This is a genomic window from Xenorhabdus griffiniae (assembly GCF_015163655.1).
Lineage (GTDB): Bacteria > Pseudomonadota > Gammaproteobacteria > Enterobacterales > Enterobacteriaceae > Xenorhabdus > Xenorhabdus griffiniae.
In genome coordinates this window covers 1-25,816 of the sequence record NZ_JADEUF010000004.1, presented here as the reverse complement: position 1 = coordinate 25,816, position 25,816 = coordinate 1, and the positions used below count along the sequence as shown (strand labels likewise).

The window sequence follows — 25,816 nt, the reverse complement described above, 5'->3', positions numbered from 1 at the left end:
CTCAGTATTATGAAAACCTATTTAGCTAACATTATATTCATAAGCAATTAAAAAATATAACCATAACAAATAAAAATATTATAGACTTCAATACAAATGACTATCACTATTGAAACCTGAAGAACTATGACTATAAAATCATGATCATGGAATAATGGATGGAAATAATGACTATTCTCGAAAATAAAAACAAACTGCGCGAAACAGGATAAGTGTCGAAGATATACACTGAAATAGACAAAAAAATAAAATTTAAACCCTTGGACAAACAATATTAGCTATTTTAAATGAAGGAGAATGCTGAAAGATTGCGAGATTAGTTGCAGTGATACCATGATAGCTCATGCCAACACTTATTAAATAAAATAATAACCTGATGTTAAAAACCATAAAACATCAGATATAACGTAATAAATTATGTTAATGCCAAAACATAAATAAATTAAGGTTAGGCAAACACTGAAATCTACTCATTTGTATCATGAATGACAAATAACTTGTAAACGGAATGCATTCGTATAATTGACTATGAGAACACTTGAAGGTTCGTTGAATTCGAACTTATATCACCTTCATCCTGCTCAAGAGGATGTGTTTTATGAGCAAACTTTTCACGAAAACAGCCCATTACATAACCTGGGTTGGTATACCTTGATGGAAGGTGAAGTTGATATAGCCATCCTGCAACAAGCCTGGCGATTGCTATATCAACATATTGATACGCTGAGGTTACGCATATCCATTAATTCAGATAATGAAGCAACCCAATATGTTCAGAATCAGAGTGAGACTGAATTAGTCATATTCCATGATTTTACAATGCAACCTGATCCTGAAAAAAAAGCAAAACTTTGGATGCAGCAACAGATAAATATCCCCATTAACTTTCCAAACGAGTCCTTATATCAGGCCGCATTGCTTCGTATTACCAACGAGAAATATTACTTCTTCACTAAGTTCCATCATATTATGATGGATGGGGTTGGTTTATTTCGGTTCCATGAATATGCTCATAAGTTATATGCATGTCTGAAAAATAAAACTTCAACCACCTGGTTAACAGAAATTCCACAATATTTAGATACGATAGAAAAAGCAGAAGAATATCTGACTTCCTCTTGTTACGAAAAAGACAAAAAATACTGGGGCGATTTTTTAACAAAAAACGATATACATCAATTAACCCCTTGTTATCAAAATAAGGGTTCTCGTAATGATACGTTGGCATTACCGCTTTCAATTAAAGCTGATTTGCTTGCCTTTTGCGAAAAAAATAAAACGAACTTTCTTGCTGTCTTTTCGAGCTTAGTCATTATGATGATGTCAGAACTGACAGGGCAACAGGAATTAACATTTAATACCATTACTCATGGCAGAAGGACAAAATCAGAGAAATATGTCGTAGGGATGCAAACCAATATTTATCCGGTACATTGCCATGTTTCTCACACAATCCGTGTCACCGAACAGATTAAGCTAATCGAACTAGCGCTAAAAGAGAGCTACCACCACAGCCAATTTCCTCGCTCTCACTTGATTCGCATGGCTAATAACCAGGGCATTGCTTTACCGAATATATTTATCTTCTATGAAAGGCTTTCAGCATCAGCATCTGAAATCAACCAAGCGCAGCATTATATTGTAGATGGCGGGTTTAACACTGACCCTATCGTTTTTCGCTTGCAAGACTTTGGATATGATCAGGAGCTAACAATAGCGATAGATTATTTACAGGAATATTTTAGTGATCAAGATGTAAAACAACTACTTGTGCGACTGCAGAATGTATTGATTGCTTTGCTTAACACGCCTTCTTTATTCGTCCATGAATTACCTATTTTATTAGAACAGGAGCGTCATACCCTGCTGCACAGTTGGAATCAAACTGATGCATCTTACCCGCAGGATAAGATCCTACAGCAACTGTTTGAGGCACAGGCAGCAAGAACACCGAATAACGTGGCGCTGGTGTTTGAAGAGAGAACTCTGACCTACCGTCAGCTCAACGAACAGGCAAACCAGCTCGCCGTTGTCATTCAGCGGCAATGCAATACACCGATGCAAGCAGATACCCCCATCGCTCTCTACCTCGATCGCAGTCTGGAGATGGTAGTCAGTATTCTGGCGGTACTGAAAGCCGGTGGCGCTTATGTACCGATCTCCCCTGAATATCCACCGGAGCGAGTCCAGTTTATTTTGGAAGATACCGGAAGCCCATGTGTACTCACCCAACAACGCTATCTGACAACACTAGAGCAGCATACTTACGCGTTGCCAATTCAGCCGACGCTGATAGCCGCAGATGACCGAACAGTCACCCAAGGCCAGTCAGTAGAAAATTTAGTGCCAGTGAACAAAAGTTCTGATTTGGCCTACATTATCTACACCTCCGGGACAACCGGACAGCCGAAAGGCGTTGAGTTGACCCACCGAAACGTCATCAATCATTTATGTTGGATGCAATCCCAATACCCACTAAGTGCCTCGGATAAGGTCCTGCAACAAATCCCTTATACCTTTGACGCTTCAGTCTGGGAGTTAATTGCAGCTAACTGTTTTGGTGGCACTATCGTACTGCCCTCACCGGATACCCATAAACAGCCGGAGGACTTATATCAGCTGATAGAGAAAACTGGCGTAACGGTGGTGCAATTCGTCCCGTCCATGTTAGGCGCTTTCTGCCAGACAGTACGGGACTTAGGACAGCAATTACCCCGCACTATCCGTTACGTTCTGTGTGGCGGGGAAACGCTGACGATGTCCCATGTCAACGCGTTTAGATTTATAAATAGTCATTCAAGCACTTTAATTAACCTCTATGGCCCCACAGAAACGACAAATGATGTCACTCACTTTGAGGTAACCAATGAGATTGGTGGCATTATTCCGATTGGCAAGGCTCATAACAACACCCGCCTGTATGTCCTTAACCATCATGGAAAACTGTCTCCCATTGGCGCCCCTGGAGAGTTGTATATCGGCGGTGCAGGGCTGGCGCGGGGATATCGTAATCGTCCAGATCTGACTGCCGAGCATTTTGTGGAAAATCCGTTTGCCACAGATGAAGATAACGCCCGTGGTTATACTCGTTTGTACAAAACCGGTGATCGGGTACGCTGGCTGCCAGACGGTAACCTGGAATATCTGGGACGCCATGATTTTCAGGTCAAAATTCGTGGTTACCGCATTGAACTGGGTGAAATCGAAACTACTTTATCCTCTCATCCGCAAGTGAAACAGGCAGTGGTGATCGACCGAAATCATGCAGGCCATAAAGCACTGGCGGCTTATCTGGTCACAGACGAAGCCTTGACCAATAACACTTTGATAGCGCATCTTTTAACCCACCTGCCGGAGTATATGATACCCGCCAGTTTTACCCGCATTGATGCCATCCCCTTGACTATCAACGGCAAACTCGACCGCCATGCTTTGCCAGCACCGGTATGGGAAGATCGGGATCGTTATATAGCGCCACGCACTGAGTTGGAAACCCAATTGTGTATGCTCTGGCAAGACGTTTTAGGATTAGAACGGATCGGTATTGAGGATAATTTCTTCCGTATCGGTGGCGACTCGATTGTCAGCATCCAGTTAGTCTCCAAACTGCGGCAAATCGGTTTCTCCCTGCAAGCCAAAGCGATTTTTGAAGCACCAACGGTAGCGCGGTTGGCGCAATTGCTGACACAAACTTCATCCCATGTATCTGTAGTGGCTGAACAGGGATTATTACATGGGGAATTTGGTTTATTGCCTATCCAGCAAGATTTCTTCAACCTGAACCTGACATGCCCGCACCATTGGAATCAGGCATTTATGATCCAGCTGCCAGGCAATATCAGTCACGCGGCGATTGAACAGGCGCTGATCGCACTGACTGAGCGACATGATATGTTACGCGTCCATTTTGTTAAAACTGAACAGGGTTATCGTCAGTGCTACTCCGCAGAAATACCCCCCTGGTTACCCACATTACAGCATTGTGATTTCAATGAATTAAATCATCAACAGCTGACACAATGGCAAAGTGGCTTTAATTATCGCACTGGCCCTTTGTGGCAAGCCGCTCATCTGACCGGATATACCGATGGCAGCGCCCGCTTATTCTTCGCATTTCATCACTTGATTATTGATGTCGTGTCCTGGCGGATTATTGTGGAAGATATACGCCTGCTGCTACAGGGAACAGCGCTGCCAGCGAAAACCAGCAGTTACCGGCAATGGGTTGCTGCTGTCTATCACTATGCCATACAGCATCAAGATGAAGTGCCCTACTGGCAGGGAGTCATGGCAGGTGAAAAAACTTACCCGCTGATGGGAGAACTCAACACGCATCAATTGAGTTTATCAACTGAACTGACAAATACTCTGCTACATGAGGCTAATCTAGGTTATCACACGGAAATTAACGACTTGCTGCTTAGTGCTCTCACTCTGGCATTGCAGACAACGTTCTCCCGTGCGGTGAACTTCATTACTCTTGAGGGGCATGGGCGGGAAGCCATCGACAGTGCTGTGGATATCTCCGAAACTGTGGGCTGGTTTACAACCACCTATCCTGTTCGTCTGGTAACGCAGGACAATATCGCTGAGACGATTATTCACACGAAAGAGATGCTGCGTGCCGTGCCAAACAAAGGTATCGGTTATGGGGCGCTACGTCAGGTTGGATACTTGTCAGAGGATTTACCAGCCATCAGTTTTAACTACCTTGGTCAATTGGGCGGTGAGAACCATCAGGATTGGGCGCTGACCAATGAAGAGTGTGGTTCAATGATTGCCAGCGAGAACATAAGCCATTTACTGCTAGATATCAATGGCGCAGTTCAGGCAGGAAAGCTGCAATTCAGTGTATTGTCTCGTTTACCGTCAACCCAAACACACATATTTATCACAGCCTTTGAGCAAGCACTCAATAGTGTCATCGCCGCCGGCCAAAAACAGGCCCAATTAGGTAGTGTGAAAACACCCAGTGATTATGAATTTAAAGCAGTTTCAATCGAACGCTTAAAGCGCTTGCAACAAAACTATCAGATGGAAACTCTGTATCCCGCAACCAGCTTGCAGCAGGGATTTATTTATCATCATCTGGCTCAACCACAAGATGATGCCTATCGTGTGCAATTGTTGCTGGATTATCACACCGCACTCAACCCTGCCGCCTATCAGCAAGCCTGGTCTCTGGCTTCACTGCGCTTCCCCATCCTCAGAACAGCATTTGATTGGGAAGGGGAAATTTTGCAGATTGTAACTACGGGTGCCAGTATTAGTCCGGCTAACTTCGAGAGCAAAGATATCAGCCACTTACCCGCAGAAGAACGAAACAAGGCAATTGAAACAATTCAACAACATGACCGTACTCTGCCTTTTAATTTACGTCAGCCTGGTTTAATCCGCTTTACCCTAATTAAACAGAATGAACAACTGGTAACGGTGCTGATAACCCAACACCACACGATTACTGATGGCTGGAGTGGTCCGATTTTATTACAAACTGTGCACGGGTATTACGACATGCTGGTGCAAGGGCAAATGCCTCAGATCGTAGTGGAGAAAGCTTATCTGGCAACCCAGCAATATTATCTGGGGCATCTGGCCGAATCTGAGCGGTATTGGGCGGAACGTAAAACACATTTCCAGGCAACTAATGATCTGTCAAACCTATTAAATCGTCATGTTAACTTGACGCAGATAAAAACCATCGAAAAACCGGCTGAACAGGCACTCACTGTGCAGGGGAGCGATTATGCGCAGCTTAGAGATATGTGCCGGACACAAGGTATTACCCTGAACGTGGTCTTGCAATTTGCCTGGCATAAATTACTGCACAGTTACACTGGAGATGAGCAGACCATTGTTGGCACCACCGTATCCGGGCGCGATGTACCGGTAGACGGTATTGAATCCAGCGTCGGCCTGTATATTAATACCTTACCATTAATGGTGCAGTGGGATAATAACCGCAGTGTTATTAGCGTGTTACAAGCTATACAGAAAGATATCGCTGCACTTAACAGCCACAGTGCCGTCTCACTTGCCAGTTTGCAATCTAACGGGGAACGGTTATTCCATAGCCTGTTTGTCTTTGAAAACTACCCTATCCCCGTGGCAAGCGAAAATAAGGCCGCTCTTGAAAACACCCTGATATTCCGCCAATCCATAGAAAAAACCGATTATCCATTATCACTGATGGCCTATGAGCAGAATAACTGTCTTACGGTTAAATTGAGTTATGGTGAAGACTGGCTGACCGACAAACAAGCACAGCGCTTGTTGCATCAGTTTGAACGCATTCTACATGCTGTGTCCGGTGATCCACACCAGCTTCATACCGCCATCTTGTTTCTCAGTGAAGCAGAGCGTTATACCTTACTGCACATCTGGAACCAGACCGATGCGCCTTACCCACAAGATAAAACCTTACAGCAACGCTTTGAAGTACAGGCAGAAAGGACGCCAGATAATGTGGCACTGGTGTTTGAAGGAGAAACCTTAACCTACAGGCAGTTAAATCAACGGGCCAATCAGTTAGCCCGGGTTATTCGTGAACATTATCAGCAACATAAAAATGCCCCTTTGTCAGCAGACACTCCCATCGCCCTCTATCTTGACCGCAGTCTGGAGATGGTCATCAGTATTCTGGCGGTACTGAAAGCCGGTGGTGCGTATGTACCGATTTCCCCTGAATACCCGCCGGAGCGGGTGCAGTTTATTCTGCAAGATACCCAAAGCCCGTGTCTCCTCACCCAGCAACGGTATCTGACAACCTTGGCGGAATATACTCAGGCAGAGCCGCCGATACGGATAGCGGCAGATGACCGGACCATCACGATAAACCAGCCTGTAGAAAATCTGGCTATAGTCAATAACCCTACCGATCTGGCCTATATCATCTACACCTCAGGCACCACAGGGCAGCCTAAAGGCGTCATGATCGAACATAAAAATGTGGCCCATATGGTGGCGGCACAGGCAGCCCTGTTTGATATCACAAAGCGCAAAAAAGCCCTAATGTTTGCGGCTTATGTCTTTGATGCCTCGGTTTCCGAACTGTTTGTCAGTTTACTGCATGGCCTGACGGTCTATCTGTGCAGTGAAACAGAGCGCAATGCGCCGGCCGTTGCACAACTGATCCAGCGCGAAGGCGTTGAATTAGCCACCTTACCCCCAGCCATGCTGAAAGTATTAATTGGCACTGAGTTACCCACCTTGCAGTTATTGGTGACCGCGGGAGAAGCCCCATCCCTAGATTTCCTTGACTATTTCAGCCATCACAGCGATGTACTGAATGCTTACGGTCCTACCGAAGTGACCGTTTGTGCCAGCGGCAAGCACTACCAATCCGGGGCGATTGCCCGCAATATTGGCAAAGCCATCAATAATGTCCGTCTTTATGTCCTTGATAGTCACAACAACTTGTCCCCTATCGGCGCGACGGGTGAGTTATATATCGGCGGTGCCGGACTGGCACGGGGGTATTTAAACCGGCCTGAACTCACCGCTGAACGTTTTGTTGAGAATCCGTTTGCCTCAGAAGCAGATAAAACCCGTGGCTATACCCGTTTGTACAAAACCGGTGATTTAGTTCGCTGGCTGCCGAACGGGGAGCTGGAATATCTGGGGCGCAATGATTTTCAGGTTAAGATCCGGGGCTACCGTATCGAATTGGGAGAAATTGAAACGGCCCTTGCCTCGCATCCGCAAGTTAAACAGGCGGTGATGACTGACCATAAGCATCAGGGCAATCAAGTGCTGGTGGCGTATCTGGTCACCGATGGCGGGTTGTCCAATGACACCCTGATAAAATATTTATCGTCTCGCCTGCCAGACTATATGCTGCCGGCCAGTTTTACCCGTATTGAATCCATACCCTTAACCCTCAACGGTAAACTGGACCGCCACGCCCTGCCAGCGCCGGTATGGGGTAATCGCGACAGTTATCTCGCGCCCCGTAATGCCTTAGAAACTCAGTTATGCGCTATCTGGCAGGAGGTATTGGGGCTGGAGAGAATTGGGATTGAAGATAACTTCTTCCGTATCGGCGGTAATTCCCTGACTGCGATTAAGCTGACGGCAGCGATTCACCACACCCTTGGGCTTGCGGTTTCACTGACGCAACTCTTTGAACACAAAACCATCGCCAGCCTGACGAACCAGATGGGACAACCCGCCAATACGGTTATTCCTCACCGCGAATTGGCGCACTACCCCTTATCGTTTGCTCAGGAAAGAATGCTGTTTATCGAGCAGTTTGAACAGGGTACCGATGCCTACCATATTCCCTGTCTGGTTCAACTGGATAATGTCGCCTGTCTGCCCGTGTTAGAAACCGCCATTAACCGATTAGCGCAGCGCCATGCCGTAATAAGAACGGTATATCCCCATCATGATGACGGACAGAACTACCAACAAATACTGGACAGGCCGTTGGTTATCCGGTCAGTCGCGCCCTGTGATGATATTGACACGCTTCTGGATACCGTACGCACTGAGATAGCCACGCCATTTGATTTGACCACCGAACCCGGCCTGCGCCTCTGTCACTATGCCCTGGCCGATAAACATTACTTCCTGATGTTATGGCACCATATCGCCATTGATGGCTGGGCCATCGACATTTTTATGCGTGAACTGGCCGAGATTTACCCAGCCTTGTTAGCCGGCCGTGACAGCCGGTTGCCCGTTCTGGATATCACCTATGGCGACTATGCCGCCTGGCAGCGGGAATATTTACAGGGCGATGTGCGTGAACGCCAGCTCGCTTACTGGCGACAGACCTTAGCCCACTACGAAACCCTGACCTTGCCAACAGACTCCCCCAGACCCGCTCAGGTCAGTTATCAGGGACGGGACTTCAATTTCACGTTAGATACCGCCCTTTCTGACCAGCTCAGAATGCTGGCAAAAGAGCAGGAAACTACCCTGTATACCGTGCTGCTCGGTGGCTTTTATGTCACGCTGGCAAAATTATCAGGCCAAAACGATATCGTACTGGGCACACCAACTGATAACCGACACCACGCCCAAACCCAAACGCTGATAGGGATGTTTGTCAACTCTCTGGTCTTGCGGGCTCAACTTGTGCTGACAGACAATGTCGCCACTCTGATTCAACAAATTCATCAGTTGCTTGCCGATGCCAAAGCGCATCAGGACATGCCGTTTGAACAACTGCTTGACGCTCTGGCAATTGAACGTGACCCCGCCCGTCATCCGATTTTTCAGGTGATGTTTGGCTTACACCGTTTTGGGGAACACCGGCCAGATGAAGCCAGACTGCCGTTTCAACCGGTGACATTAGACGAATCCCTGTACAGCCCGGCCAAATTTGACCTGAGCCTGTTTCTGTCTGAGGGACAACCCGCTATTACAGGCAACCTGAATTACGCGGTCAGCCTGTTTAACGACACCACCATGGCACGGCTGGCCGCTATCTACCAACGGGTGCTGGCCGCCTTCGTGACAGACCCGCAACAATCGCTGGCGGGGATTGATATCCTGTCGGCCTCGGAGCGCCATACCCTGCTGCACACCTGGAACCAGACCGATGCGCCTTACCCGCAAGAGAAAACCTTGCAGCAGCTCTTTGAAGTACAGGCAGAAAAAACGCCGGATAATGTGGCACTGGTATTTGAAGGGGAAACCCTGACCTACCGGCAATTAAACCAACGGGCCAATCAGTTAACCCGGGTTATTCGTGAACATTGTCAGCAACATAAAAATGCCCCCATCGCCCTCTATCTCGACCGCAGTCTGGAGATGGTCATCAGTATTCTGGCGGTACTGAAAGCCGGCGGCGCTTATGTGCCGATTTCCCCGGCATATCCGCCGGAGCGGGTGCAGTTTATTCTGCAAGATACCCAAAGCCCGTGTGTCCTCACCCAGCAACGCTATCTGACAACACTGGCGGAATATACTCAGGCACGGGCAGCGCCGCCGATACGGATAGCGGCAGATGACCAAACTATCACCAGAGATCAGTCAGTGGAAAATTTGGCATCCGTCAATAATCCTGCCGACCTGGCCTATATCATCTACACCTCAGGCACCACGGGGCAGCCAAAAGGCGTCATGATCGAGCATAAAAATGTGGCCCATCTGGTGGCGGCACAGGCAGCCCTGTTTGATATCACAAAGCACAAAAAAGCCTTAATGTTTGCGGCTTACGTCTTTGATGCCTCGGTTTCTGAACTGTTTGTTAGTTTACTGCATGGCCTGACAGTCTATCTGTGCAGCGAAACAGAGCGCAATGCGCCGGCCATTGCACAACTGATCCAGCGCGAAGGCATTGAATTAGCCACCTTACCCCCAGCCATATTAAAAGTATTAATTGGCACTGAATTGCCCTCTTTACAGTTACTGGTGACCGCGGGAGAAACCCCGTCTTTAGATTTTCTTGACTATTTCAGTCATCACTGCGAGGTACTGAATGCGTACGGCCCCACCGAAGTAACCGTTTGTGCCAGCGGCAAGCACTACCAATCCGGGGAAATCGCCAACAATATTGGTAAATCCATCAATAATGTTCGTCTTTACGTCCTTGATAGTCACAACAACTTGTCCCCTATCGGTGTGTCGGGTGAGTTATATATTGGCGGTGCCGGACTGGCACGGGGGTATTTAAACCGACCTGAACTCACCGCTGAACGTTTTGTTGAGAACCCGTTTGCGTCAGAAGCAGATAAAACCCGGGGCTATACCCGTTTGTACAAAACCGGTGACTTGGCCCGCTGGCGACCGAATGGGGAGCTTGAATATCTGGGACGCAATGATTTTCAGGTTAAGATCCGCGGCTACCGTATCGAATTGGGAGAAATTGAAACGGCCCTTGCTACCCATCCGCAAGTTAAACAGGCGGTGGTGACTGACTATAAGCATCAAGGCAATCAAGTGCTAGTGGCGTATCTGGTCACCGACGGTATGCTGCCCGATGATACCTTAGTTCGGTATCTTTCCACCCGCTTGCCAGACTATATGCTGCCCGCCAACTTTACCCGTATCGAATCCGTACCCTTAACCCTCAACGGCAAGCTGGATCGCCGCACCCTGCCAACACCGGTATGGGGCAATAGTGACAACTATATAGCGCCCCGTAATGCCTTAGAAACTCAGTTGTGTGCCATCTGGCAAGAGGTGTTGGGGCTGGAAAGAATTGGCATTGAAGATAACTTCTTCCGTATCGGCGGTGACTCCATAGTCAGTATCCAGCTAGTTTCCAAACTGCGTCAGGCGGGCTTTTATCTCCAGGTCAAATCAATATTTGAAGCACCAACGGTGGCTCGATTAGCCCAACTGCCAACACTGATATCACACACAGTAAAAGCCAGTGCTGAACAAGGGTTACTAAGCGGAGAGTTTGATTTATTGCCTATCCAGCAAAGTTTCTTTGACCTCAATCTGCCAAACCCACACCATTGGAATCAGGCATTTATGATCCGACTACCAGGCAATATCAGTCATACTGCTATTGAACAGGCGCTGATCGCACTGACTGAGCGGCACGACATATTACGTGTCCATTTTATATATACTGAAAACGGCTACCGTCAGTGCTATTCGCCGGAAATGCCCCCCTGGTTGTCTGCATTACAGCACTGTAATATCAGTGAACTTACAGAAACGGAATTACACCAACAACTCACCCAATGGCAAAGTGGATTTGATTACAGTAACGGCCCCTTATGGCAATCCGCTCATCTGACTGGATACACCGATGGCAGCGCCCGATTATTCTTCGCATTCCACCACCTGATCATTGACGCTGTATCCTGGCGAATTATTACCGAAGATATGCGTTTGTTATTGCAAGGCATGACCTTACCACCGAAAACCAGCAGTTATCGGCAGTGGGTGGCCGCAGTCCATCATTATGCACAACAGCATCAAGATGAAGTGTCCTACTGGCAACAAGTCATAACAGGCAACGGCATACATCCTGCACTGGGTACAACCACTTATCACCAATTAGATATCTCTGCCGAGATGACCGATATCCTGCTGCATGAAGCCAACGCCGGTTATTCCACTGAAATTAACGACTTATTATTGAGCGCCCTAACCTTGGCATTACAGGAGACTTTCTCCCGAACAGTAAACCACATCGTTCTGGAAGGGCATGGACGGGAAGCCATCGATAACACGCTAGATCTTGCCGAAACCGTCGGCTGGTTTACAACACAGTACCCTGTTCGGCTGGAAATGCAGACCACTATTGCAGAAACCATTATTCACATCAAAGAGATGCTTCGCGCCGTACCAAACAAAGGTATTGGTTATGGCGCGTTACGTCAGGCTGGCTATTTGTCAGGAGATTTACCGGCCATCAGCTTCAATTATCTCGGTCAGTTAGGCGGAGGTTGCCATCAAGACTGGTCACTGAGTAGCGATAATTGTGGCGCAGTGATAGCCAGCGGGGATCACAACGCTTTATTGCTGAATATCAATGGCGCAGTTCAGACGGGAAAACTGCAATTTAGTGTGGACTCCCGCTTGCCACACGCTCAGACAGCGGTATTTATCACGGCATTTGAGCAAGCACTCAATAATGTTATCAGCGAAAGTCAAAAACAGGCCCATGCGGGAGGAATAAAAACGCCCAGCGATTACGGAATTAAAGGCGTTTCAATTGAGCAGCTCAACCAGCTTACTCATCGTTTTGACTATGTGGATAACGAAAATTCACCTCTCTATCCAGAAAAGAAAACCATCTTGGACGTGTAAAAAATGTTGATGCTATTTAAAGAACTTAAAAAAAATCATGTATCGATATGGGCTTGTGAGAATAAATTAAAACTGGCATTTACAGGGGAAACACCCCCTGTCCAGCTTATTGATAAGGTTAAGAAGAAAAGGGAAAACATATTAATTTTCTTAAATGAAGAGAACATTTTCTCCGAAGAGGATTTCAAACGTTTTACCTTTAATGGCATTGAAGTGATATTTCCTGCCACCAGTTTACAACAGGGGTTTATTTATCATCATCTGACTCAACCACAGGATGATGCCTATCGTATGCAGTTACTGTTGGATTATCACACCAATATCGACTTTACCGCCTATCAACAAGCCTGGTCGCTGGCCTCCCTGCGTTTCCCTATCCTCAGAACCGCATTTGATTGGGAAGGGGAAATTTTGCAGATTGTCACTGCAGGTGCCAGTATTCATTCGGCACATTTCAAGAGTAAAGATATCAGCCAATTACCAGAGACAGAGCGAAACAAGGCGATTGAAGCAATCCAACAACATGACCGTACCTTGCCTTTTGATTTAAGCCAGCCTGGATTAATCCGCTTCACTTTCATCAAACAAAATGAACAACGGGTAACCGTGCTGATCACCCAACATCACTGTATTGCCGATGGCTGGAGTAACTCGATTTTATTACAGGCTGTACATGAATATTACAATCAACTGATAAAGGGACAAGTACCGCAGGTCGTCGTAGAACAGGCTTATCTGGCAACCCAGCAATATCATCTGGATCATAAAGTTGAAACAGATGCATATTGGGCGCAGCGCAAAGCTCACTTTCAGGGAGCCAACGATCTTTCTGCTCTGCTAAGTCAGTATGTTGATTTAACGCAGATAAAAACCGTTGAAAAGCCAGCCGAACAAGCGCTTACTGTGCGAGGAGACGCCTATATGCAACTTAAGGGTATGTGCCGAATGCAAGGTGTTACCCTGAATGTGGTACTGCAATTTGCCTGGCATAAATTACTGCACAGTTACACCGGAGATGAACAGACCATTGTCGGTACTACTGTATCCGGGCGCGATGTACCGGTAGAGGGTGTTGAGTCTAGTGTTGGCTTGTATATCAATACGTTACCGTTAACAGTGCAATGGAACCAGGCTGACAGCGTAGCCACTATATTGCAAGAGATACAACTGGATATCGCCGCACTCAACAGCCACAGTGCGATATCGCTTGCCGGCTTACAATCCGATGGGAAACGGTTATTCCACAGCCTGCTGGTTTTTGAAAACTATCCTGATCCTGTAGTGAACGAAAACGAGGGCGGCATTGAAAACACCCTGACATTCCGCCAGGCCTTCGAAAAAGTGGATTATCCGGTATCGCTGAAGGCTTATGAACAGGATAACAGCCTGATCGTCAAGTTAGGCTACGGTGAAGACTGGCTGACAGATAAACAAGCGCAACGCTTACTTTATCAGCTTGAACGCATTCTACACGTTGTAGCCTGTGATCCACACCAGCTTCATACTTCTATCTTGTTCCTTAGTGAAGAAGAGCGTCATACCCTACTGCACACCTGGAATCAGACTGATGCGCCTTACCCGCAAGATAAAACCTTACAGCAACGCTTTGAAGTACAGGCTGAAAAGACACCGGATAATGTGGCACTGGTATTTGAAGGGGAAACGCTGACCTACCGGCAATTAAATCAACAGGCCAATCAGTTAGCCCGGGTTATTCGTGACCGTTTTCAGCAGTACAATGATGCCCCTTTGCAAGCAGACACCCCCATCGCCCTCTACCTTGACCGCAGTCTGGAAATGGTGATTAGTATCTTAGCCGTGCTGAAAGCCGGCGGCGCTTATGTGCCTATATCCCCCGAATATCCCCCGGAACGGGTGCAGTTTATTCTGCAAGATACCGGAAGCCGGTGCGTACTCACCCAAAAACGACATCTGACAACACTCGCGGGATCACCGATATCGATAGCGGCAGATGACCAAATAGTCATCAGGGATCAGTCCGGGGAAAATTTGGTTCCGGTCAATAAACCTACTGATTTGGCCTATATCATCTATACCTCAGGCACCACAGGACAGCCTAAAGGCGTCATGATTGAGCATAAAAATGTAGCTCATCTGGTGGCGGCACAGGCAGAACTGTTTGATATCACAAAGCGAAAAAAAGCCTTAATGTTTGCGGCTTATGTCTTTGATGCCTCGGTTTCCGAACTGTTTCTCAGTTTACTGCATGGCCTGACGGTTTATCTGTGCAGAGAAACAGAACGCAATGCACCGGCAGTTGCACAACTGATTCAGCGAGAAGGTATTGAAATCGTTACCTTACCCCCGGCTATATTGAAATTATTAGTTGGTACTAAGTTACCTTCCTTACAGTTATTAGTGACGGCCGGTGAATCACCGTCCTTAGATTTTCTTGACTATTTCAGCCATCACTGTGATGTGGTGAATGCGTACGGTCCGACCGAAATCACCGTTTGTGCGACTGGAAAGCGCTATCAACATGAAGACATTGCCAGCAATATTGGTAAAGCAGTTAATAACGTTCGTCTGTATGTTTTTGACAAACAGGGAAACCTGTCCCCCATTGGTGCATCAGGCGAGTTATATATCGGCGGTGCCGGATTAGCACGCGGTTATTTAAATCAACCTGAACTCACTGCCGAACGTTTCGTGCCAAATCCCTTTGCCACCCCAGAAGAGAAAGCCAACGGCTATACCCACCTGTACAAAACCGGCGACTTAGTCCGCTGGCTACCGAATGGAGAGCTGGAATATCTGGGACGCAATGACTTCCAGGTTAAAATTCGCGGTTATCGCATTGAACTGGGAGAAATTGAAAGTGCCCTGACCTCACACCCACAGATCAAACAAGCGGTAGTGACTGATCACGAGCATAAAGGAAATAAGGTACTGATCGCGTACTTGGTCACAGATAGCGCGTTATCCGATGACGCCCTGATTAGATATCTTTCTACCCGTTTGCCAGACTATATGCTGCCTGCCAACTTTACCCGCATTGAATCCATACCCTTAACCCTCAACGGCAAGCTGGATCGCCGCGCCCTGCCAGAGCCGAAATGGCAAAACCGCGACAGTTATATAGCGCCCCGTAATGACTTAGAAACCCAGTTGTGTGCCATTTGGCGGGAAGTGTTAGGGCTGGAGAAAATTGGCATTGAAGACAATTTCTTCCGTATTGGTGGCGATTCCATAATCAGCATCAAACTGGTTTCCAGGCTGCGACGGGCTGGTTTTTCCCTGCAGGCCAAATCGATCTTTGAAGCACCAACGGTAACGCAGTTAGCGCAACTGCTGACACAAATTTCATCCCATGTATCTGTGGTGGCTGAACAGGGATTATTGCATGGGGAATTTGGTCTATTGCCTATCCAGCAAGATTTCTTCAACTGGAATTTATCAAGCCCGCATCATTGGAATCAGGCATTTATGATCCGGCTGCCAGGCAGTATCAGTCATGCGGTTATTGAACAGGCGTTGATCACACTGACTGAGCGGCATGATATGCTACGCGCTCATTTTATTAATACCGAACAGGGTTATCGCCAGTGTTATCCCTCAGGAATCCCCCCCTGGTTACCCACATTACAGCGTTGTGATTTTAATGAATTGAATCACCAACAACTGACCCAATGGCAAAGTGGCTTTAATTATTGCACAGGCCCTTTGTGGCAAGCCGCCCATCTGACCGGATATGCCGATGGCAGCGCTCGCGTATTCTTCGCATTTCACCACCTGATTATTGATGTCGTGTCCTGGCGAATCATTGCGGAAGATATGCGCAGATTGCTGCAAGGCGAAACGCTGCCAGCGAAAACCAGTAGCTATCGACAATGGGTTAATGCAGTCCATCACTATGCAGAACACCATCAACAGGAAATTCTCTATTGGCAGCAAGTCATGGCTGAAAACCATGTCTACTCTGCTTCGCATGAAATGAGCCAACACAAGTTGAGTGTTTCCGCTGAATTAACCGACATTCTGCTGCGTGAAGCCAATGCCGGTTACCATACTGAAATTAACGACTTATTGCTTAGCGCCCTCACATTAGCATTACAGACTATTTTCTCACATCCAGTTAACCACATTATGCTTGAAGGTCATGGACGGGAAGCGATTGATAACACGCTGGATGTTTCAGAAACCGTCGGCTGGTTTACAACCACTTATCCAGTTCGTCTGGTAATGCAGGACAATATCGCTGAGACGATTATTCACACGAAAGAGATGCTGCGTACCGTGCCAAACAAAGGTATCGGTTATGGTGCATTACGTCAGGCCGGATATCTGTCGGGAGATTTACCGACAATTGGCTTCAATTATCTCGGGCAGTTAGGCACAGAAACTGAGCAAAATTGGTCACTGATCAGCGACGACTGTGGAACCGTCGTGACAGATGATAACCATAGTCATTTGTTATTGAATATTAATGGCTTAATTCAAACGGGCAGGCTGCAATTTAGTCTCAGTTCATCCTTATCACAAACTCAGACACAGAAATTTATCACAGCCTTTGAGCAGGCACTTAATTCTGTCATCACCACAGGTCAAAAACAGGCTCAATTGGGTGGAATAAAAACGCCCAGTGACTACGGTATTGAAGGGATCTCAATCGAACTTTTACGTCATCTTCAACAGACATATAAGATTGAAGCACTGTATCCAGCGACCAGCTTGCAGCAGGGATTTATTTATCATCATCTGGCTCAACCACAGGATGATGCTTATCGCGTGCAACTGCTATTGGATTATCACACTCAACTCGACCTTGCCACCTACCAACAGGCCTGGGTTCTGACCTCACTGCGCTTTCCTATCCTCAGAACAGCATTTAATTGGGAAGAAGAAATGTTGCAGATTGTCACTGAAGGGGCAAGCCTTGATTCGAAGAATTTTATTATCAAGGATATCAGTCAGTTATTACCAGAAGAGAAAACCAGAGCGATTGAAGCGATCCAACAACATGATCGCTCCTTACCCTTTGATTTACGTCAGCCCGGGTTAATCCGCTTTACCTTAATTAAACAGAGTGAACAACGGGTAACGGTGCTGATCACGCAACATCACAGTATTACTGACGGTTGGAGTAACCCAATTTTATTGCAAAACGTGCATGAATATTACAACCAACTCGCACAAAAACACGTTCCCCAAATAGTGGCAGATAAAGCCTATCTGGCAACCCAGCAATATTATCTGGAACACAAAGCGGGATCTGAAATCTATTGGGAGAAGCGCAAAGCACAATTTCAGGGAGCCAATAATCTTTCTGCCCTGTTAAGTCATCACATTGATTTAACTCGGATAAGAGCGATTGAAAAACCCGCGAGGCAAACTATTACTGTCCAGGGAAACGTATATCAGCAGATTAAGAAAATGTGTCGTGAACAAGGCATTACCTTGAACGTGGTCTTGCAATTTGCCTGGCATAAATTACTGCACAGTTACACCGGAGATGAACAGACTATTGTCGGCACCACCGTATCCGGACGCGATATACCGGTAGACGGCATTGAATCCAGCGTCGGCCTGTATATTAATACGTTGCCATTAATGGTGCAGTGGGATAATACCCATAGTGTTATTAGTGTTTTACAAGCTATACAGAAAGATATCGCTGCACTTAACAGCCACAGTGCCGTCTCACTTGCCAGTTTGCAATCCGACGGGGAACGGTTATTCCATAGCCTGTTTGTCTTTGAAAACTACCCCGTCCCCGTGGCAAACGAAAATGAAGGAGGTATTGAGAATACCCTGATATTCCGCCAGGCCATCGAAAAAGTGGACTATCCGGTGTCGTTAATGGCCTATGAGCAGAATAACTGTCTTACAGTTAAATTGGGTTATGGTGAAGACTGGCTGACCGACAAACAAGCACAGCGCTTGCTGCATCAGCTTGAACGCATTCTACACGCAGTGGCCGGTGATCCACACCAGCTTCATACTGCCATCTTGTTCCTCAGTGAAGCAGAGCGTTATGCCCTGCAGCACACCTGGAACCAGACCGATGCCCCTTACCCGCAAGATAAAACCTTACAGCAACTTTTTGAAGTACAGGCAGAAAGGACGCCAGATAATGTGGCACTGGTGTTTGAAGGGGAAACCCTGACCTACCGGCAGTTAAATCAACGGGCAAATCAGTTAGCCCGGGTTATTCGTGCACATTGCGCCCCTCTGTCAGCAGACACCCCTATCGCTCTCTACCTCGATCGCAGTCTGGAGATGGTCATCAGTATTCTGGCGGTACTGAAAGCCGGTGGTGCGTATGTACCGATTTCCCCGGCATACCCGCCGGAGCGGGTGCGGTTTATTCTGCAAGATACCCAAAGCCCGTGTCTCCTCACCCAGCAACGCTATCTGACAACCTTGGCGGAATATACTCAGGCGCGGGCAGCGCCGCCGATACGGATAGCGGCAGATGACCAAACCCTCACCAGAGATCAGTCAGTAGAAAATTTGGCATCCGTCAATAAACCTACCGACCTGGCCTATATCATCTACACCTCAGGTACCACAGGGCAGCCTAAAGGCGTCATGATCGAACATAAAAATGTGGCCCATATGGTGGCAGCACAGGCAACCCTGTTTGATATCTCAAAGCGCAAAAAAGCCCTAATGTTTGCGGCTTATGTCTTTGATGGTTCCGTTTTCGAACTGTTTTCTAGTTTACTCCATGGCCTGACGGTCTATCTGTGCAGTGAAACAGAGCGCAATGCGCCGGCCGTTGCACAACTGATCCAACGCGAAGGTATTGAAATCGCCGCCCTGCCTCCTGCCATACTGAAGTTATTAATTGGCACTGAGTTCCCTTCCTTGCAGTTATTGGTGACCGCGGGAGAAGCCCCATCCCTAGATTTCCTTGACTATTTCAGCCATCACAGCGATGTATTCAACTCTTACGGCCCGACCGAAGTGACCGTTTGTGCCAGCGGCAAGCACTACCAATCTGGGGAGATTGCCCGCAATATTGGTCAAGCCATTAATAACGCCCGTCTGTATGTCGTTGACAAACAGGGTAACTTATCTCCTATCGGCGCGACGGGCGAGTTATATATCGGCGGTGCCGGACTGGCTCGGGGGTATTTAAACCAGCCTGAACTCACCGCTGAACGTTTTGTTGAGAATCCGTTTGCCTCAGAAGCAGATAAAGCCCGGGGCTATACCCGTTTGTACAAAACCGGTGACTTAGTCTGCTGGCTGCCGAATGGGGAGCTGGAATATCTGGGGCGCAATGATTTTCAGGTTAAGATCCGGGGCTACCGTATCGAATTGGGAGAAATTGAAACGGCCCTTGCCACCCATCCACAAGTTAAACAGGCGGTGGTGACTGACTATAAGCATCAAGGCAATCAAGTGCTGGTGGCGTATCTGGTTACGGCGGGTGAGGTATCAGATGATGCCCTAATGACACACCTTTCTCTTCGCCTGCCGGACTATATGCTGCCGGCCAGTTTTACCCGTATTGAATCCATACCCTTAACCCTCAACGGCAAGCTGGACCGCCACGCCCTGCCAACACCGGTATGGGGTAATAGTGACAACTATATTGCGCCCCGTAATGCCTTAGAAACTCAGTTATGCGCTATCTGGCAGACAGTATTAGGTTTGGAGCGGGTGGGGATTGAAGATAACTTCTTCCGTATCGGCGGCAATTCCCTGACCGCGATTAAGCTGACGGCAGCAATTCACCACACCCTTGGGCTTGCGGTTTCACTGACGCAACTCTTTGAACACAAAACCATCGCCAGCCTGGCGAACCAGATGGGACAACCCGCCAATACGGTTATTCCTCACCGTGAATTGGCGCACTCCCCCTTATCCTTTGCTCAGGAAAGAATGCTGTTTATCGAGCAGTTTGAACAGGGCACCGATGCCTACCATATCCCCTGTCTGGTTCAACTGGATAATGCCGCCTGTTTGCCCGTGTTAGAAGCCGCCATTAACCGATTAGCGCAGCGCCATGCTGTGATAAGAACGGTATACCCCCATCATGATGACGGGCAGAACTACCAACAAATACTGGACAGGCCGTTGGTTATCCGGTCAGTCGCGCCCTGTGATGATATTGACACGCTTCTGGATACCGTACGCACTGAGATAGCCACGCCATTTGATTTGACCACCGAACCCGGCCTGCGCCTCTGTCACTATGCCCTGGCCGATAAACATTACTTCCTGATGTTATGGCACCATATCGCCATTGATGGCTGGGCCATCGACATTTTTATGCGTGAACTGGCCGAGATTTACCCAGCCTTGTTAGCCGGCCGTGACAGCCGGTTGCCCGTTCTGGATATCACCTATGGCGACTATGCCGCCTGGCAGCGGGAATATTTACAGGGCGATGTGCGTGAACGCCAGCTCGCTTACTGGCGACAGACCTTAGCCCACTACGAAACCCTGACCTTGCCAACAGACTCCCCCAGACCCGCTCAGGTCAGTTATCAGGGACGGGACTTCAATTTCACGTTAGATACCGCCCTCTCTGACCAGCTCAGAATGCTGGCAAAAGAGCAGGAAACCACCCTGTATACCGTGCTGCTCGGTGGCTTTTATGTCACGCTGGCAAAATTATCCGGCCAAAACGATATCGTACTGGGTACACCGACTGATAACCGGCACCACGCCCAAACCCAAACGCTGATAGGGATGTTTGTCAACTCTCTGGTCTTGCGGGCACAACTTGTGCTGACAGACAATGTCGCCACCCTGATTCAACAAATTCATCAGTTGCTTGCCGATGCCAAAGCGCATCAGGACATGCCGTTTGAACAACTGCTTGACGCTCTGGCAATTGAACGTGACCCCGCCCGTCATCCGATTTTTCAGGTGATGTTTGGCTTACACCGTTTTGGGGAACACCGGCCAGATGAAGCCAGACTGCCGTTTCAACCGGTGACATTAGACGAATCCCTGTACAGCCCGGCCAAATTTGACCTGAGCCTGTTTCTGTCTGAGGGACAACCCGCTATTACAGGCAACCTGAATTACGCGGTCAGCCTGTTTAACGACACCACCGTGGCACGACTGGCCGCTATCTACCAACGGGTGCTGGCCGCCTTCGTGACAGACCCGCAACAATCGCTGGCGGAGATTGATATCCTGTCGGCCCCGGAGCGCCATACCCTGCTGCACACCTGGAACCAGACCGATGCGCCTTACCCGCAAGAGAAAACCTTGCAGCAGCTCTTTGAAGTACAGGCAGAAAAGACGCCGGATAATGTGGCACTGGTATTTGAAGGGGAAACCCTGACCTACCGGCAATTAAACCAACGGGCCAATCAGTTAGCCCGGGTTATTCGTGAACATTATCAGCAAAATAAAAATGCCCCCATGCCAGCAGATACCCCCATCGCCCTCTATCTTGACCGCAGTCTGGAGATGGTCATCAGTATTCTGGCAGTGCTCAAAGCCGGCGGCGCTTATGTGCCAATTTCCCCGGCATATCCGCCGGAGCGGGTGCAGTTTATTCTGCAAGATACCCAAAGCCCGTGTGTCCTTACCCAGCAACGCTATCTGACAACACTGACGGAATATACGCAGGCACGGGCAGCGCCACCGATACGGGTAGCGGCAGATGACCAGACCCTCACCAGAGATCAGTCAGTGGAAAATTTGGCATCCATCAATAATCCTGCCGATCTGGCCTATATCATCTACACCTCAGGCACCACGGGGCAGCCTAAAGGCGTCATGATTGAGCATAAAAATGTGGCCCATCTGGTGGCGGCACAGGCAGCCCTGTTTGATATCACAAAGCGCAAAAAAGCCTTAATGTTTGCGGCTTATGTCTTTGATGCCTCGGTTTCTGAACTGTTTGTCAGTTTACTGCATGGCCTGACGGTTTACCTGTGCAGCGAAACAGAGCGCAATGCGCCGGCTGTTGCACAACTGATCCAGCGCGAAGGCATTGAATTAGCCACCTTACCTCCAGCCATATTAAAAATGTTAATTGGCACTGAATTGCCCTCTTTACAGTTACTGGTGACCGCGGGAGAAACCCCGTCTTTAGATTTTCTTGACTATTTCAGTCATCACTGCGAGGTACTGAATGCGTACGGCCCCACCGAAGTAACCGTTTGTGCCAGCGGCAAGCACTACCAATCCGGGGAAATCGCCAACAATATTGGTAAATCCATCAATAATGTTCGTCTTTACGTCCTTGATAGTCACAACAACTTGTCCCCTATCGGTGTGTCGGGTGAGTTATATATTGGCGGTGCCGGACTGGCACGGGGGTATTTAAACCGACCTGAACTCACCGCTGAACGTTTTGTTGAGAACCCGTTTGCGTCAGAAGCAGATAAAGCCTGTGGCTATACCCGTTTGTACAAAACCGGCGACTTAGTCCGCTGGCGGCCGAACGGGGAGCTGGAATATCTGGGACGCAATGATTTTCAGGTTAAGATCCGGGGCTACCGTATCGAATTGGGAGAAATTGAAACGGCCCTTGCCACGCATCCGCAAGTTAAACAGGCGGTGGTGATTGACCATGAGCACAAAGGGGATCAAATACTGGTGGCGTATCTGGTCACCGACGGTGTGCTGCCCGATGATACCTTAGTTCGGTATCTTTCCACCCGCTTGCCAGACTATATGCTGCCCGCCAACTTTACCCGTATCGAATCCGTACCCTTAACCCTCAACGGCAAGCTGGATCGCCGCGCCCTGCCAACACCGGTATGGGGTAAGAGTGACAACTATATTGCGCCCCGTAATGCACTGGAAACCCAGTTATGTGCTATTTGGCAGGAAGTTTTAGGTCTGGAACGGGTAAGTATTGAAGATAACTTCTTCCGCATTGGTGGTAATTCCCTCATAGCGATTAAATTAACTACAGCAATGCGTAATGAAATAAACGTTGATATTCCTTTAAATATTCTATTTAGCTACAAATGCGTTTCCTTGTTATCCCAATGGTTGGAAACCGGTAGCGCTACATCTAATTTACTTAATTTCTTAACACCCGAATCAACCGCAAGCAATAAACTGTTTATGATCCATGCAGTTAATTGCGGTAGTGAAGTCTATGAGCCTCTGGCAAATGCTTTATCTAATACGTATAACTGCATCGGTATCGATAATTACAATCTTTCCACAGAGCATAAAATCGATTCATTACAACAGATAGCACAGATCTACATGGAATTAATCTTGACTGAAACTTCCATTGATAAACCTATCCGTATTCTAGGCTGGTCATTAGGAGGACAATTAGCGATAGAGATTGCATTTCAATTGGAACAACTTGGTGCAAAAGAGATTCAGTTGTTTCTATTAGATACCGTTATCAATAATGATGAGATAAAAGAACTCAGAAATAAATTAGATATATCAAATGCATATAACAAGGTTGTCAAAAAGTTACAGGAAATGGGAGCAAGCGAAACTTATATCAATAAGGTATTAGAAGCAATACCTTTTGAGTCTAGAATAGCGGACTGTCATTTAAGCGGAAAATTATCATATACAAATATCACTTTATTTAAAGCGGGTAAAATAAACCCATATCATAAAGAAGAAACAGGACTGACCATGAGTCGACTGATAATCAAAACACCAGATAATAATATTTCACAATGGTCAACCCATCCATTAGTCATTAAGTTGATTAATGATTGTTATCACGAGAATATTATTGACTCAGTTTCCATTATCAGTACGGAAATAATTAACACATTGTCAAATAAGGATGATATCAATATAGAGTAACTGAACAAGGCCAGTATTGCTGGCCTTATTTTTTACATCTTTATTATTAGAAATATATACCCAATGAATTTTGACTTGAAAGACGATTGGTATAAAACCAACTGTGAATATTTTTCCAACCGACATCAGCGGCACCCTTATCACTACCGTGCTTTTTTATAACACTGCCCGATATATGGCTGAAATCGGTTGGATACAGACATGTTTCAAACAAAAAGAAAAATCCGTATAATCCCCTCCTGCAAAGGATCCGTATAGAAAATCTACAGCCAATTAATCGGCAATGTGAGAAGTCGCAATGAATCAAAAAGATACGAGAAAAGAGACACTTGAATTCAACAAACTCCAGAAACGCCTGCGGAGAAACGTTGGTAATGCCATCATTGATTACAATATGATTGAAGATAACGATGTTGTAATGGCTTGTATTAGTGGCGGCAAAGATTCATTCGCGATGTTAGATATTCTGTTGAATCTGCAAAAAGCGGCACCAATAAAATTCAAAGTCGTTGCAGTGAACCTTGATCAGAAACAGCCTGGCTTCCCTGAACACATTTTACCCCAATATTTTGAAAGCCTGGATATTCCATACTACATTGTTGATAAAGATACCTATTCTGTTGTTAAAGAGAAAATTCCTGAAGGCAAAACTACCTGCGGATTGTGTTCAAGACTACGTCGCGGCACCCTCTATTCTTTTGCAGAAAAAATCGGGGCAACAAAAATTGCGCTGGGACATCATCTTGATGACATCGTTGAAACGCTGTTCCTGAATATGTTCCATGGCGCACGTATGAAAGCGATGCCACCAAAATTACGCTCTGACGATGGCCGTAATGTTGTTATAAGGCCGCTGGCATATTGCAGGGAAACAGACCTGATTGAGTATGCGGAAAGCAAAAAATTCCCAATCATTCCTTGCAACTTATGTGGTTCCCAAGAAAACTTACAGCGACAGGCGATCAAAGCAATGTTAGTAGATTGGGATAAGAAAACACCAGGCCGGGTAGAGAATATTTTTAAGTCTATTCAGAATGTTAGCCCAAGCCAACTGGCAGACAAAACGATTTTCGATTTTGTCAACTTGCCATTGCATCGTGAGGGGGAAAGGGAAGAGTATGCTTTTAACGAAGCAGTGGTATCGTCAACGAATATTAATGAATCACTGTTTATCGATGTGACAAACATTTAAAAATAAACAGTCTTGGTACAGGCGGCTTAAACTCCGTCAAAAAAAAGTATCCCCCGGCATAGCCCTGTCTCTTCTACACAAATCCCTCGATTGAATCGAGGGATTTTTTTGAACCTTTTTCTACCTAGCTGATCTCAATAAGAAATACGACGTTGAGGTAACGTATGATGTTTT

3 protein-coding genes are annotated in these 25,816 nt (G+C 47.0%); all 3 read left to right on the top strand.

What is annotated here, in order from left to right; translation table 11 throughout:
• The first annotated feature begins 549 nt into the window (after positions 1 to 549).
• The 3 genes from IQ211_RS01780 to ttcA all read left to right on the top strand — a co-directional run bounded on the left by IQ211_RS01780 (position 550) and on the right by ttcA (position 25,642).
• On the top strand, positions 550 to 12,720 hold the full coding sequence (locus IQ211_RS01780) for a non-ribosomal peptide synthetase (RefSeq protein ID WP_193836313.1): 12,171 nt from the start codon (positions 550 to 552) through the stop codon (positions 12,718 to 12,720).
• A 3-nt stretch (positions 12,721 to 12,723) separates the two neighbouring features.
• Positions 12,724 to 24,450 carry a non-ribosomal peptide synthetase gene (locus IQ211_RS01775; protein ID WP_193836312.1) on the top strand — a complete coding sequence of 3,909 codons (11,727 nt, stop codon included), beginning with the start codon at positions 12,724 to 12,726 and terminating at the stop codon, positions 24,448 to 24,450.
• 298 nt (positions 24,451 to 24,748) lie between these two features.
• The gene (ttcA, locus tag IQ211_RS01770) at positions 24,749 to 25,642 is read left to right on the top strand and encodes a tRNA 2-thiocytidine(32) synthetase TtcA (RefSeq protein ID WP_189761323.1); all 894 of its coding nucleotides are present in this window, start codon (positions 24,749 to 24,751) and stop codon (positions 25,640 to 25,642) included.
• The last annotated feature ends 174 nt before the right edge of the window (positions 25,643 to 25,816 follow it).